Annotated in this window: 6 protein-coding genes and 2 rRNA genes; all 8 read right to left on the reverse strand. The window is 58.6% G+C overall.

The features are described from left to right. Positions 1-23 precede the first annotated feature (23 nt). The 8 genes from NH14_RS00005 to NH14_RS00040 all read right to left on the reverse strand — a co-directional run bounded on the left by NH14_RS00005 (position 24) and on the right by NH14_RS00040 (position 14,761). Positions 24-2,903 (reverse strand): 23S ribosomal RNA (locus NH14_RS00005). Between the two features lie 295 nt (positions 2,904-3,198). Further along, positions 3,199-4,731: ribosomal RNA gene (locus NH14_RS00010) — 16S ribosomal RNA — on the reverse strand. Together the 16S and 23S rRNA genes form the textbook arrangement of a ribosomal RNA operon. 538 nt (positions 4,732-5,269) lie before the next feature. After that, entirely contained in the window at positions 5,270-7,087 is a 1,818-nt protein-coding gene (glmS, locus tag NH14_RS00015; RefSeq protein ID WP_035530250.1) for a glutamine--fructose-6-phosphate transaminase (isomerizing), read from the reverse strand. 11 nt (positions 7,088-7,098) lie between these two features. After that, complete coding sequence (locus NH14_RS00020) at positions 7,099-8,439, reverse strand: hypothetical protein (protein WP_152617213.1); 1,341 nt, start codon at positions 8,437-8,439, stop codon at positions 7,099-7,101. A 41-nt stretch (positions 8,440-8,480) separates the two neighbouring features. Next, positions 8,481-9,065 carry a hypothetical protein gene (locus tag NH14_RS00025; RefSeq protein ID WP_052148277.1) on the reverse strand — a complete coding sequence of 195 codons (585 nt, stop codon included), beginning with the start codon at positions 9,063-9,065 and terminating at the stop codon, positions 8,481-8,483. After that, positions 9,043-10,311, reverse strand: a complete 1,269-nt coding sequence (gene pgaC, locus NH14_RS00030) for a poly-beta-1,6-N-acetyl-D-glucosamine synthase (protein WP_035530249.1) — start codon at positions 10,309-10,311, stop codon at positions 9,043-9,045. Before pgaC ends, NH14_RS00025 begins: the two co-directional genes overlap by 23 nt. Then, the gene (gene pgaB, locus NH14_RS00035) at positions 10,308-12,395 is read right to left on the reverse strand and encodes a poly-beta-1,6-N-acetyl-D-glucosamine N-deacetylase PgaB (protein ID WP_035530248.1); all 2,088 of its coding nucleotides are present in this window, start codon (positions 12,393-12,395) and stop codon (positions 10,308-10,310) included. Before pgaB ends, pgaC begins: the two co-directional genes overlap by 4 nt. Positions 12,396-12,421: 26 nt before the next feature. After that, the gene (locus NH14_RS00040) at positions 12,422-14,761 is read right to left on the reverse strand and encodes a PgaA family protein (protein ID WP_052148276.1); all 2,340 of its coding nucleotides are present in this window, start codon (positions 14,759-14,761) and stop codon (positions 12,422-12,424) included. Positions 14,762-14,860 lie beyond the last annotated feature (99 nt).

The raw sequence follows: 14,860 nt of genomic DNA on the forward strand, positions 1-14,860 counted from the left end.
TCGGGCGGAGGCACACCTGTTATAGGATCAAGCCTTACGGGCAATTAGTATCAGTTAGCTTAACGCATTACTGCGCTTCCACACCTGACCTATCAACGTCCTGGTCTCGAACGACCCTTCAAGGGGATCAAGTCCCCGGGGAAGTCTCATCTTGAGGCGAGTTTCCCGCTTAGATGCTTTCAGCGGTTATCTCTTCCGAACATAGCTACCCGGCAATGCCACTGGCGTGACAACCGGTACACCAGAGGTTCGTCCACTCCGGTCCTCTCGTACTAGGAGCAGGCCCCCTCAAACTTCCAGCGCCCACGGCAGATAGGGACCAAACTGTCTCACGACGTTTTAAACCCAGCTCACGTACCTCTTTAAATGGCGAACAGCCATACCCTTGGGACCGGCTACAGCCCCAGGATGAGATGAGCCGACATCGAGGTGCCAAACACCGCCGTCGATATGAACTCTTGGGCGGTATCAGCCTGTTATCCCCAGAGTACCTTTTATCCGTTGAGCGATGGCCCTTCCATACAGAACCACCGGATCACTATGACCTGCTTTCGCACCTGCTCGACTTGTCAGTCTCGCAGTCAAGCACGCTTATGCCATTGCACTATCAGCACGATTTCCGACCGTACCTAGCGTACCTTCGTACTCCTCCGTTACACTTTGGGAGGAGACCGCCCCAGTCAAACTGCCTACCATGCACTGTCCCCGACCCGGATCACGGGCCAAGGTTAGAACCTCAAACAGATCAGGGTGGTATTTCAAGGACGGCTCCACGGAAACTAGCGTTCCCGCTTCACAGCCTCCCACCTATCCTACACAAACCGGTTCAAAGTCCAATGCAAAGCTACAGTAAAGGTTCATGGGGTCTTTCCGTCTAGCCGCGGGGAGATTGCATCATCACAAACACTTCAACTTCGCTGAGTCTCGGGAGGAGACAGTGTGGCCATCGTTACGCCATTCGTGCAGGTCGGAACTTACCCGACAAGGAATTTCGCTACCTTAGGACCGTTATAGTTACGGCCGCCGTTTACCGGGACTTCAATCAAGAGCTTGCACCCCATCATTTAATCTTCCGGCACCGGGCAGGCGTCACACCCTATACGTCCACTTTCGTGTTTGCAGAGTGCTGTGTTTTTATTAAACAGTCGCAGCCACCAGTTTATTGCAACCCCTTCACCCTCCTGGCGCAGGCCAGTCAAGCTACAAGGGCGTACCTTATCCCGAAGTTACGGTACCAATTTGCCGAGTTCCTTCTCCCGAGTTCTCTCAAGCGCCTTAGAATACTCATCTCGCCCACCTGTGTCGGTTTGCGGTACGGTCACTGTTGAACTGAAGCTTAGAGGCTTTTCTTGGAACCACTTCCAGTTGCTTCTGCTCCGAAGAGCATGGCCTCGCACCCTTGAATCCCGCGCCCGGATTTGCCAAAGCGCCTTCTCCAATGCAAGGACCGGGACTTCCAACACCCGGACAACCTTCCGCGATCCGTCCCCCCATCGCATTCAACAATGGTGCAGGAATATTGACCTGCTTCCCATCAGCTACGCATTTCTGCCTCGCCTTAGGGGCCGACTCACCCTACGCCGATGAACGTTGCGTAGGAAACCTTGGGCTTACGGCGAGGGGGCCTTTCACCCCCTTTATCGCTACTCATGTCAGCATTCGCACTTCTGATACCTCCAGCACACCTTCCGGTGCACCTTCGCAGGCTTACAGAACGCTCTCCTACCATGCACATAAATGTGCATCCGCAGCTTCGGTATATGGCTTAGCCCCGTTACATCTTCCGCGCAGGACGACTCGATCAGTGAGCTATTACGCTTTCTTTAAAGGGTGGCTGCTTCTAAGCCAACCTCCTGACTGTTTTAGCCTTCCCACTTCGTTTCCCACTTAGCCATATTTGGGGACCTTAGCTGGCGGTCTGGGTTGTTTCCCTCTTGACACCGGACGTTAGCACCCGATGTCTGTCTCCCGTGATTGCACTCTTCGGTATTCGGAGTTTGCTATGGCGACGTAATCCGCAATGGACCCATCAACCATGACAGTGCTCTACCCCCGAAGGTGATACACGAGGCACTACCTAAATAGTTTTCGGAGAGAACCAGCTATTTCCAGGTTTGTTTAGCCTTTCACCCCTATCCACAGCTCATCCCCTAACTTTTCAACGTTAGTGGGTTCGGTCCTCCAGCACGTGTTACCGTGCCTTCAACCTGGCCATGGATAGATCACCTGGTTTCGGGTCTACACCCAGCGACTGGACGCCCTGTTCGGACTCGCTTTCGCTACGCCTGCCCTATTCGGTTAAGCTTGCCACTGAATGTAAGTCGCTGACCCATTATACAAAAGGTACGCCGTCACCCCTTGCGAGGCTCCGACTGTTTGTATGCATGCGGTTTCAGGATCTGTTTCACTCCCCTCCCGGGGTTCTTTTCGCCTTTCCCTCACGGTACTGGTTCACTATCGGTCGATCACGAGTATTTAGCCTTGGAGGATGGTCCCCCCATCTTCAGACAGGATTTCACGTGTCCCGCCCTACTTGTCGCATACCTAGTTCTTCCTCGCTGTTTTCGCCTACGGGGCTATCACCCACTATGGCCGCACTTTCCAGAGCGTTCAGCTAACAACGAAGATAAAGAATGCAGGCTGATCCCATTTCGCTCGCCACTACTCTGGGAATCTCGGTTGATTTCTTTTCCTGCGGCTACTTAGATGTTTCAGTTCGCCGCGTTCGCTTCACGTGACCTATGTATTCAGTCACGGATACTCCATTCGGAGTGGGTTTCCCCATTCGGACATCTCCGGATCAAAGCTTGTTTGCCAGCTCCCCGGAGCTTTTCGCAGGCTACCGCGTCCTTCATCGCCTGTGATCGCCAAGGCATCCACCACATGCACTTGTTCGCTTGACCCTATAACGGGTGTGTCTCGCGGTGATTGCTCACTCCCGGACTCACTCGCTACAGGTTGAGTTTTCGCGTTGTGCCGTATTCCAAAGCCCTCTTTCGAGGAACTTAAAAAATACATCGATACAATCACAACCCTGATTCACCTACTCCACACCCATCTCTAAGTGTGTTTCAGATGAATCTCTTTACTACTTCTTCCTGATTGTTAAAGAACGACAGACAATACGATTTTCGTATTGCTATTCGAAACAGCCGAAAAGTGTGAGCACTTTGAAACGATGTTCGCTCAAAGCTCTGGAAAGGAGGTGATCCAGCCGCACCTTCCGATACGGCTACCTTGTTACGACTTCACCCCAGTCATGAATCCTGCCGTGGTGACCGTCCTCCTTGCGGTTAGACTAGCCACTTCTGGCAAAACCCACTCCCATGGTGTGACGGGCGGTGTGTACAAGACCCGGGAACGTATTCACCGCGGCATGCTGATCCGCGATTACTAGCGATTCCAGCTTCACGCAGTCGAGTTGCAGACTGCGATCCGGACTACGATCGGTTTTCTGGGATTGGCTCCACCTCGCGGCTTCGCAACCCTCTGTTCCGACCATTGTATGACGTGTGAAGCCCTACCCATAAGGGCCATGAGGACTTGACGTCATCCCCACCTTCCTCCGGTTTGTCACCGGCAGTCTCCCCGGAGTGCTCTTGCGTAGCAACTGGGGACAAGGGTTGCGCTCGTTGCGGGACTTAACCCAACATCTCACGACACGAGCTGACGACAGCCATGCAGCACCTGTGTTACGGCTCCCTTTCGGGCACTCCCGCCTCTCAGCAGGATTCCGTACATGTCAAGGGTAGGTAAGGTTTTTCGCGTTGCATCGAATTAATCCACATCATCCACCGCTTGTGCGGGTCCCCGTCAATTCCTTTGAGTTTTAATCTTGCGACCGTACTCCCCAGGCGGTCAACTTCACGCGTTAGCTACGTTACCAAGCCAATGAAGGCCCGACAACCAGTTGACATCGTTTAGGGCGTGGACTACCAGGGTATCTAATCCTGTTTGCTCCCCACGCTTTCGTGCATGAGCGTCAGTATTGGCCCAGGGGGCTGCCTTCGCCATCGGTATTCCTCCACATCTCTACGCATTTCACTGCTACACGTGGAATTCTACCCCCCTCTGCCATACTCCAGCGATGCAGTCACCAATGCAGTTCCCAGGTTAAGCCCGGGGATTTCACATCGGTCTTGCATCACCGCCTGCGCACGCTTTACGCCCAGTAATTCCGATTAACGCTTGCACCCTACGTATTACCGCGGCTGCTGGCACGTAGTTAGCCGGTGCTTATTCTTCCGGTACCGTCATCCCCCCGGGGTATTAGCCCAAAGGATTTCTTTCCGGACAAAAGTGCTTTACAACCCGAAGGCCTTCTTCACACACGCGGCATTGCTGGATCAGGGTTTCCCCCATTGTCCAAAATTCCCCACTGCTGCCTCCCGTAGGAGTCTGGGCCGTGTCTCAGTCCCAGTGTGGCTGGTCGTCCTCTCAGACCAGCTACGGATCGTCGGCTTGGTAGGCCTTTACCCCACCAACTACCTAATCCGCCATCGGCCACCCCAATAGCGCGAGGCCCGAAGGTCCCCCGCTTTCATCCTAAGATCGTATGCGGTATTAATCCGGCTTTCGCCGGGCTATCCCCCACTACTGGACATGTTCCGATGTATTACTCACCCGTTCGCCACTCGCCACCAGGTGCAAGCACCCGTGCTGCCGTTCGACTTGCATGTGTAAGGCATGCCGCCAGCGTTCAATCTGAGCCAGGATCAAACTCTTCAGTTCAATACCTGTTACTGTTTTCGGATGCGGTATTAATCCGGCTTTCGCCGGGCTATCCCCCACTACTGGACATGTTCCGATGTATTACTCACCCGTTCGCCACTCGCCACCAGGTGCAAGCACCCGTGCTGCCGTTCGACTTGCATGTGTAAGGCATGCCGCCAGCGTTCAATCTGAGCCAGGATCAAACTCTTCAGTTCAATACCTGTTACTGTTTTCGGTTCTTTCGAACCGGTCGCTCACTCAAAGCTGACAGGTTCTGAATCAAATTCAAAAACCTGACTTACTTTTGTGTGAGACTCTTGATACTTTCGCTACTCCCGGCCATTCCCGAAAGAATCACCAGGTCACGAAACCCATCAAGCGCCCACACTTATCGGCTGTAAATTTTTAAAGAGCAATTCGTCTTAATCGCTTCGTTTTCGTTCGCAGCGATCAGCGAAGGAGGCGAATTATGCGGGTCATTCCCGAGGCCGTCAAGCGTCTTTTCGAAAAATTTTTGGGGCCCATTTGGGCCCCGTCCGGCCCCCAGAGCGAAGCGTTACTCCACCGTCACCGACTTGGCAAGATTGCGCGGCTTGTCAATATCGGTTCCACGCAAGCACGCCACGTGATACGCGAGCAATTGCAGCGCCACCACATGAAGCACCGGCGAAAGCGCACCGAACCAGGCCGGCATGTGAATCAGGCGCAGGCCCGACTCCGCCGTTAAACCCGTATCCGAATCGGCCAGCACGAAAAGGCGTCCGCCTCGCGCCCGCACCTCCTCCATATTCGATTTAAGTTTGTGCAGCAGCGTGTCGTTGGGCGCGGTCACGACCACGGGCATCGCGTCCGTCACGAGTGCGAGCGGTCCATGCTTGAGCTCGCCGGCGGGATAGCCTTCCGCGTGTATATAGGAAATCTCCTTGAGCTTGAGTGCGCCCTCCAATGCAATTGGATAATGCGTACCGCGCCCGAGGAACAGCGCGTGATCGGATTGATAAAGCGCTTCGGCCCAAGCCATGATTTCCGGCTCGCGCGCCAGCACATTGCGCATCGCGTCCGGCAGCGCAGCGAGCTGGCGCAGGTAGTTCGCGGCTTCGCTCTCGCTTACATGTCCGCGCTGTTTTCCCATCTGGACTGCAAGCAGGAACAGCGCAACGAGTTGAGTCGTGAAAGCCTTGGTCGAAGCCACGCCCACCTCGGGACCGGCCTCCGTGATGAACGCCCAACGGCACTGCCTGACCATCGCGCTTGCCGCGACATTGCAGATCGCCAGCGTTCTCTGCTCGCCCTTCGACTGCGCATAGTGCAGCGCCGCGAGCGTATCGGCTGTCTCCCCCGATTGCGAAACCGCGACCACGAGCGTATTGCCCGGCGAAACATAGTCACGATAGCGATATTCGCTGGATATCTCCGCTCGCGCAGCGACATTGGCAAAACGCTCGAACCAGCCGCAAGCAGTCAGCGCCGCGTAATGGCTAGTGCCACAGCCGAGCAGCAGCACGTTCGTCACGTCGGCCAGATCCTCCGGATCCGGCATGCACGCCTGATGCGATTCGCGATCGTTGACCGTCGCGATCGTACGTGCGACCGCCACCGGTTGCTCGAAGATTTCCTTCTGCATGAAGTGACGATAAGCGCCCAGTTCCGCATCCGACGCGTGGCGTACAAAAGCAATCTCGCGGCGCGCAACCGCTTGCCCTGCCTTGTCGATAATCTTGACGTCCGTGCCTTCGATATCGACAAGATCGCCTTCCTCGAGATAAATGAATCGTTCGGCGCAGCCCGCAAGCGCGAATGTGTCCGAGGCGAGAAATACCCCGTCCGCCCCGATGCCGACCACGAGCGGCGACCCCTGCCGCGCGCCGATCACCCGACCGGGCTCGTCACGGCACATCACGGCGATCGCATACGCGCCTTGCAGCAACCGTGTGGCATCGCGTACCGCAGCAAGAATGTCACCGCGATAGTGTTCGTGAACGAGGTGCGCGATCACTTCGGTATCGGTTTGACTCGTGAACTCATAGCCCTTTTCTCGCAGCGCCTGGCGCAACTGCTCATGATTCTCGACGATGCCGTTGTGCACGACCGCAATCTGCTCGCCGGAAAAGATGGGATGTGCATTGTCGATCACCGGCATGCCGTGCGTCGCCCAGCGTGTGTGCGCGATGCCCGTCGCGCCATCGAGATCGATCGCGCGCGCATCGGCCTCCAGCGTGCATACGCGCGAAAGCGTGCGCACCCGGCGCGCCTGGCCGCGCTGGAGCACCGCCACGCCACATGAGTCATACCCTCGGTATTCGAGCCGCTTCAAGCCTTCCAGCAATGAAGGAACGATGTTGCGCTGGGACACGCCCGCAACGATTCCGCACATGATCGCCTCCTTTAGTCATTCGACACATTTGATTGCGTGTGCGCTCCTTCGGGGCGGCAGCGATCCGATGCGGAAGGCGCCACTTCGTTGCGCACGTTAAAGTCCGCTTCACGCAAGCCAACCGGCGAAAGCGAAACAAAATGAATCGTTCCGGGACCGTACGGAATACCGATCGCTCCCGTGTTGCCCCAAGCAAACGGCGCACGCATAACGCCGCGCAAGTCGATCGATTCGCCGGTCAACGCAAGCGCCATCAAGCGGCCATCGCTGGTGGGCACATAAGCAACGTCGCCGTTCACCGTAATGCTCGATTCGCGCACCGAGGCGGGCAGGCATTCGAGTTTCGCCGTGACGTGTCCCGCTTCGTCGATCAGCAACATCGATGAGCGTCCGTTCTCCAGCGTCGCTTCAACAATGAAGCGATTCACATCCGGCACCCACGCTGCGGCATAGGTGTAGTACTGCACGCGAAAAACGTCGACGCCCTCATCGGGCCGCACGAGTTTGCCGTTCACCGGGTCGTACACAGCAAACTCCAGATTTGCGACGAGCTTGCCAGGAAGGTATTTCTGCCATACGAGCAGTGCCCGCGTTGGCGAACCCGCGATCATGGGCCACCACTCGCGCACATGCGCCGCCACGTTCTCGTGCCGAAGCAGCTTGCCCGAGCCGTTATAGACCTTCACATAGACGCCGTTGCCGGTGCCCAGATTGTCGACGCCGCCGCCGTTTATCCAGTCTTCCGAATAGAACACGACAAAGCGCTCGCCCACGGCGGCGACGTGACCGGAATGGCCGCCCGACTCGACATCGTTCGGATAGGGCTTGATGGGCGCAAGGTTCGAACGATAAACGCCATAGCGCTGACTGACTTCGTTTGGCGTATTCCAGCCGTCCTCGAAGCTGACAAAGATGTCGCCCTGCGTGTTTTGCGCAATCGATACGGGCTCCTGAGCTTCCGGCCGGCTGATAAAAATATGAATGTTGGAAAGGTGCGCATGCCCCGGCGACCATTCGCCGACGTAAACATCGTGAGGCCAGCTGCCATCACGATTCGCACCGCGCGGCGGAAACCCCGAACTGCTGAAGAAGACCCAGCGCTTGTCGTCCGTGTTGCTGGCCCAGCCGATGCCGTGCATGAAGCGCCGCTCGTCGCCCACGCCCGGCGCAGGCACCGCAACAACCGCTCCGGCCGGCGCCCGCCGCGCACTGACAGTCTGTGCGCCGGCGCCGTCACTATCGCCAGACGCCGGGTACGCCGCAACCAGGAAGGCGAGCCCAAGCGCCGTCAGCCAGCCAAAACGGCGACAGCGAGAGAAGCCGCGCCCAGCACGCGCGATAGTGCGATCCATGGAGTGCCCTGAAATGCTCTCGAATGGCGCGGGCCATCGACTCACTGCCGCGGCGTCCTGCGCGAAGGTGAGACCGGCGGCGAATACACCGGCGGCTTCGCATGACCGTATGCGCCGCTGTTGGGTTGGCGCTCCCCCGCGCCGATTGCGCCGTTCGTGGCCGGCCCAGTCACGGACAGCACACGCAGCGCTGCAATGAGTCCATTGGCATCGTGCGAAGCCACGAATACCCGCGCCACCGCATTCAATTCGCGAGAGGCTGCACCGGCAAACGGCCCCGGTTCGACCGTCAGCCCGGCCTTGCGGCGCAGCAGACGCTGCGTACGCGACTTCGAAGCAAACGGGTGCGCCACGCGCGCGAGAATCATCCACATCGTCAAGACTGAAGCGATGGCGCCAATGGCCGCGAAATACGATACCAGTTCGGGCCAGGAGAGATCGCCCTGTTCGAACGGCAACAGATACCGGTATGCATAGATCGTGATGCCCGCCCACATCGAGCCGACGCAAGCCGGCCGCAGCAGCCTGAACCACAGCAGCAGCACGATGCCGCGCGCGATGCCCTGGTCCGAGATGATCTGCTGCGGGGCGTGAAGGGAGAGATCAATGACGGGCGTGTTGTTCATGTTGAATACCTCGATCGGGGCTAGTCCAGACTGCACGCTTACCGCGGCGCCCGAAGGCGATGACCGGCAGCGCGACGACAGTGGTGACCATGTTGATCAACCAGAACGCAAGCGGATACCAGACGGTGTCCATCACGTAGAGCAGCAGTTTCTCGTCATAGCGCCGGTCGATCACGCAGCCGACGATGATCTGAAGCACGCAGGTCGCCACCAGCAGCATGCCGTGCCAGTGCGGCAGCAGCGACACGTGCCAGTCCGGCGGCAGCTTGTAAACCGCATTGAGAAGCGCAAGCAGCAAAATGAACGCCATCGAATAGGCCCACGCGATGCCGAGCGCGTATTCGATGAAGAGCGGCCACATCATCACGCGCGGCCCGAACAGAAGCCTTCCCGCATATCGGAACAAAACCTGAATCCCGCCCTTGGCCCACCGCAAGCGCTGCTTATAGAGTCCCTTGACCGTCTCCGGCATGAGAATCCAGCTAAGCGCATGCGGCTCGTAGGCAACGCGCCAGTCGTTGCACTGCAACTTCCAGCTGATGTCGATATCTTCGGTCAGCATGTCGGAGCTCCAGTAGCCGACATCGGCGAGCGCGCTCTTGCGAAACATCGTGATCACGCCAGACACCGTGAAGATGCGCCCGTAGACCTGCTGCGTGCGCTTGATCAGCCCGACGATCGACGAAAACTCGCCCACCTGCATGCGCCCGAGCAGCGACGTGCGCGTGCGAATGCGCGGATTGCCCGTCACCGCGCCCACGTTCTGATCGGAAATGAAGTGCTCGAGCATCCATTCGATCGCGTCTTCACCAAGCAGCGAGTCGCCGTCTATGCACATGAGGTAGGGCGCGTTGGTGATCGCCGCAGCCGTGGTCAAGCCAATCGCCTTACCCTCGTTCTTGGAGTGGTGGATCACGGTCAGATGCGGGATTTCGGTGGCAAGCTGATTCAGGACCTCGCCGGTGCGGTCGCGGCTGCCGTCGTTTACCGCAATGATTTCATAGTTAGGATAATTGAGCGTCGCCAGATGACGAAACACGCGGCGCGCATTCATCTCTTCGTTGAAGCACGGCACAATGACCGCCACCTTAGGCATCCCCGACATTCTCAACGCGGCGGTCGAGCGCGACCGTCCGTGCTCCAGCGCGAGGTAATGGACCGTTCCCCCGATCATCCACAGATACGACATGAAAAACGGGTAGAAGAAAATAAAGTCCTGCAGCCGGTTGATCACGATATGCATCATCGCTGCATTCCTCCGCCCGGAGTGCCCTTGAGCAACGCATTGATCGACGCAGGATCGAGACGCTGACGCGTCGATATGACGTCGCGTAACGCAACCGCACTCGGCAAGTCGCGCTGGAAGTTATCGGGGTAATACCCGTAGCTGACCATTCCCACCTCGCGTAGATGATGCATTTGATCAACAAGGCGCGTGCCCGGCACGCTCTCGCCCGTGCGTGAATCGGTTGCTTCGAGCAGAAAGACCGTCCGGCGCGGCCCATCGGGTGCGGCCCGCACCACCCGGCCGAGCTTGTCGAGCCAGCTTTCCACGGAAGTGATGCCCTGGCGTGACGGCATGGCCAGCAGCCCGACGAAGTCGTATGCGCTCACGAAGGCCGGATAGCTTTGCGCATAACGCGTCTCGTTGCTGGGATCGAGCACGGCGTCGGGGAAGATCGTGCGCACGGTCAGCACTTCATCGCTGTTCTGGCTGTCGAGCACGATCTGCCGAAGCTCCTTCGTGAAGTCCAGCAAATAGCGGGTTTTCTGGGCGCTCCAGCGCTTCATCGCCTCGGGATTGGCGCGAATCCGTTCGACACCCGCTGGCAAATTCCAGCTGGCGTAGGTTTGGCGTGCGTGCCGCCCATCGTCCTCAAAATCGCTGAGCGTCGCATCCTCGCCGAACAGCACGCCGTTGAATGCGGAGTACTTTCCGAGGTCCTCATAAAGTTCGCGCACGTACTCGCGCGCAGCCGGATCGAAAGGACTCAGCCTTCGCACGCCCGAGGCGCCGGCCGGCAAGGTGCTGCCCGGGGCCGCCGTGACGAACTCGACGCGTCCGTTGAGGTTATCCGGCACCGCGAATGCGAGCACCGGCATCCACGCATAAACTTCCACATTCGCGCGCGTGTTCAGTTGCCACGCCGCACGGCAGAACAAATCGGAGCGCATCGGCAAGTGCCGGTTCGGAAAGTACAGCGCCCGCGCAAGTCCCGAGCGCGATGGGTCCGAATAGGCCTGCAGATACACCGAACTGGGCTTCATTCGATACATCCGCTCGATCAGGATGCCGAGTTTCTTTTCCTGCATGTCGGGCGAAGGATCGTAGACATCGTCGAGCGACACCACGACGGCTCGCTCCACCGGATTGATCTGGCCGCGATTTTGCGCAGGCTCGCGCACCGAACGCTCGAAGTCGCCGACGTCGATGTCGTAGGTCGCAAGAATGCGGCGCAGGCGATCGAGCGGAATGTCGGGGGTATTCGGACCGGACTCGAGCGTGAATTGCGTAGGCATGCCAAGGCGCGAAGACACATTGCGCACGGTGAGGTTCTGCGCCCCGTAAGGCCACACCATTGCTCGAATCGACACGCCGGTCTGCTGCTTCACCTGACGCATGCAATTGCCCAGGTCGCCGCGCACACGCGCCTCGAATTCGGCGTCCGTCTCGTAGCGCTGCTGGTCCCTCAGGTACAGATGCGAAGTGGCCGCCGGCAATTCATTGCCTTGTGGATTCGCGAGCGCGCCGTGATGCAGGTCGTGCGTATGGCACGCCAATTCGACAAGCCCCGACGCTGCCACATTGCGCACGTCGTCCCATGACATGAACGTGTTGCGCGGCACGACGACGGTGTCCGAAAGCCGAATCCCCGCGCTTTCCGGAGTATCGATCCACGAGGTCACGATCCCCATGACAGCGGGATATTTGAACTGCCTGAGCAGCGGCAACACCTTGTCATGATGGCTCTTGAAACCGTCGTCGAAAGTCAGCAGCACCGAGCGCGGCGGCAGCGGCTTGCCACCGTTGCGCGATGCCACGATCGCACCGAAGGTGACCGGGCTGTAGTGGTTCGTATCGAGCCACGAAAAAATCGAGGTCAACGTGCCCGTGTCGACGGCGAACGGATCGATCACGTTGTTCGCGGTGAACTGGGCACGCAGGTTGTCGCGCACGTCGTGAAAGCAGATCACGCGAAAGGTCTTGCCATCGGCGGGGTCGGCCGGCGGGAGAATGTCGATCAGCTTGGCGGGCGCGAGCGATGGAAATAGCGAACAGCCTGCCATCGCGCCCAGACAGCTACAAATGAAACGTCGACGAGATTGCATCGCGCGCCCCCTCCCAGATTTCAAAGTCAGAATGGCACCGTGAGCGTGGCATAGGCGAGCTCCGAGAACTCGCGCTTGCCGTCGTACTCGTGGCTGAGCACGCCAAGACCGTACCTGAGTGTCACGTCGTGACTGAACGTCCAGTTGTGCTCGATGCGCGCCCCCATCTCCGCACTCGTGCCATAGCCGCGCTCGTTATACGCGCCGCCGATCAGATAAAAGCGCTGCACGAGGGACTTCTCGCCGCTGCGCCAGATGGCCCATTGATGCATGGCGACCACTTCGGCGGTGTAATCGCGCGAAGGCGCGTAATATGCTGCGTTCCGGATGGTGTTGCTCCCGGTGCTGAGATTCAGTGAAACATTCACCAGTTGATTCGCGGCTGTAAATACGCGCTGCGTTCCGCTCAACGCAATCTCCTGATTAAAGTTCGAGTCGCTATAGCGCGACGCAGCGTAGGACAACGATGCCGAACGCCGGTCGCCATCGTTGAAATTAATACTCGCCTGCGCAGTCTTCCCCCAAATATGGTTTAGGTACGCCTTAAAGGGCAGGGAGTTGCTGTCACTGTCGACGCCTGCGCTAACCGATAAATAATCGTTGAATGCATAGGAGATTTCGCCGTTGCCGCCGGTGCGTCCGTCGACGCCCGTGGAACGCGTGACTTCGCCTGTCACATTCAATGAACCGCTGCGATAGTCGCCGCCAACGCCGTTGCGAATCCGGTTGACATTGCCGATGTCCGTCACCGCATGACCGTAGAACGTATGAGCAAATACACGCCAGTTGTCGAAGATCGGCGGCGAATACAAGGTCGTGTCGATGCTGATCTGGCTGTCCGCCAGCGCCGATGCGCCGTGTTCACCACTGACGTCGACCCTCAGCACCGGCGCGCGATACGCTTTATAGTCGCGCTGGAAAGCGCGCACGGAGCCGTTCTCCGGGAACGTGTCATCGAACGTCGAGTTGATCCGATGCGCGTTCGAAAAGTCCTCCAGCGCAAGCGATGTGCGGCCGAGGCCAGCCAGCGCCTCGATGTTGTCCGGGTGATCGGTCAGCGTGGCAACATACATGTCGCGCGCACGCCGCGTATGTCCCATGCCGAGCACCGCGTCCGCCTGCGCGTCGCGCACTTCCGCGCTGAACGGCACCTGCTCCTGGAGCCTCTGCAGTCCGGCCATGCCCTGGTTCGTCTGACCAATGTAAATCTGGTACTGCGCGAGCAAACGGTAATAGCGCAGATAATCGTCGGTCGCGGGATCACCCGGGCGCATCGTGTCAGTCGGCGGAAGCGCACCATGAATATCGTCGAGCACCTGGTGTGCCTGCGTGTATTTGTTCTGATCAGTGAGCGAATAGAACAGACCTTCACGCAGATCGATCAGACGTGTGTGCGTACCATACTGGTAGCCGAGCGTTGCCGCATCGGTAGGCTTCGCACTTGTTTCTTCGATGGCGCGCCGATAAACCACTTCCGACTTCGCCGGCTGCTGTAGATAGGAGTACGCGTCGCCCACTGACGCGAGCGCTTCAGCCGACACCTCGGAGTTCTGCGGAATGGTCTCGAACACGGCAACGGCATCTTCCATCCGCCCGCGCGAGGCATACGCAACGGTGCGATCGCCTGCAAGCGACGCACGCACTTGCGCGTACTCGGGCGTATTCGGCAGACGCTTGTCGAATTCTTCCGCATGACGAATAGCGGCATCTAGCGCATCGAAGCGGTCCGCGCCAGTCATCGCGCGAACCTTCGAGCGGCCGCCACGCACCTCCTGCCGGATGGCGAGTTCTTCTATCTCAGCGAGATCGACCGGCGAAAATATATCGGGATGTTTTTTGGCTTCGTCGAGCGCGCGGTTCGCCCCGCCACTCGTTGCAAGACCGAACACCTGATGACGCAAATCTTCGCCAGGCTGCGGACCATTGCCGGTGGTAGGCAACTGCATTTGCGGCGTGACAGGGGCAGGCGCCATTTCCGGCGCCGGCTGCGTGGGATTGCTTCCCGGTGCTTGCGGCGCGGGCGCGGGAGTAATCGTGGGCGCGGGAGCAGGCGGCGGAGCAGCCAACGGTTCGCCCTGCGGCGCCTGGGCCACCGTTGCGACGGGCACCGCCGAAGGAACAGGCTCGGGGGGCGACGTCACCGGCACGCCCGTGACGTCGCTCACGGTGTTTTGTGGTACGTCCGTCGACGCCATGACAGCATAGACGGTGCTCCCCGAGGCCTCGTTCATCACAGCGTGCGCAACCGGATCGCTGCTCGCGGTGTTGTCCGCAAGGGCGACCATGAAAACGACTGGCTTTGCAGCGTCAGTTTCCTGCGCAAAGCCGTTCTTGCTTTCAAGCACCGCGTAAGCTGACAAAAGCATGACCGCTGCCGGCGCACATGCACAAAGTGGGCGCCGGCGAGGCGACGTGTACAAACGCTTGTTCTTGTCCATTTTCTTACGCCCCCTTCTGTACGTTGT

The sequence above is a fragment of the Paraburkholderia sacchari genome, assembly GCF_000785435.2.
GTDB lineage: Bacteria > Pseudomonadota > Gammaproteobacteria > Burkholderiales > Burkholderiaceae > Paraburkholderia > Paraburkholderia sacchari.

Excerpts from the sequence above, each read along its gene's own strand:
- pgaB (WP_035530248.1), bottom strand. The coding sequence starts at position 12,395 with ATGCAATCTCGTCGACGTTTCATTTGTAGCTGTCTGGGCGCGATGGCA.
- pgaC (WP_035530249.1), bottom strand. The coding sequence starts at position 10,311 with ATGATGCATATCGTGATCAACCGGCTGCAGGACTTTATTTTCTTCTAC.
- NH14_RS00020 (WP_152617213.1), bottom strand. The coding sequence starts at position 8,439 with ATGGATCGCACTATCGCGCGTGCTGGGCGCGGCTTCTCTCGCTGTCGC.
- NH14_RS00040 (WP_052148276.1), bottom strand. The coding sequence starts at position 14,761 with ATGCTTTTGTCAGCTTACGCGGTGCTTGAAAGCAAGAACGGCTTTGCG.
- glmS (WP_035530250.1), bottom strand. The coding sequence starts at position 7,087 with ATGTGCGGAATCGTTGCGGGCGTGTCCCAGCGCAACATCGTTCCTTCA.
- NH14_RS00025 (WP_052148277.1), bottom strand. The coding sequence starts at position 9,065 with ATGAACAACACGCCCGTCATTGATCTCTCCCTTCACGCCCCGCAGCAG.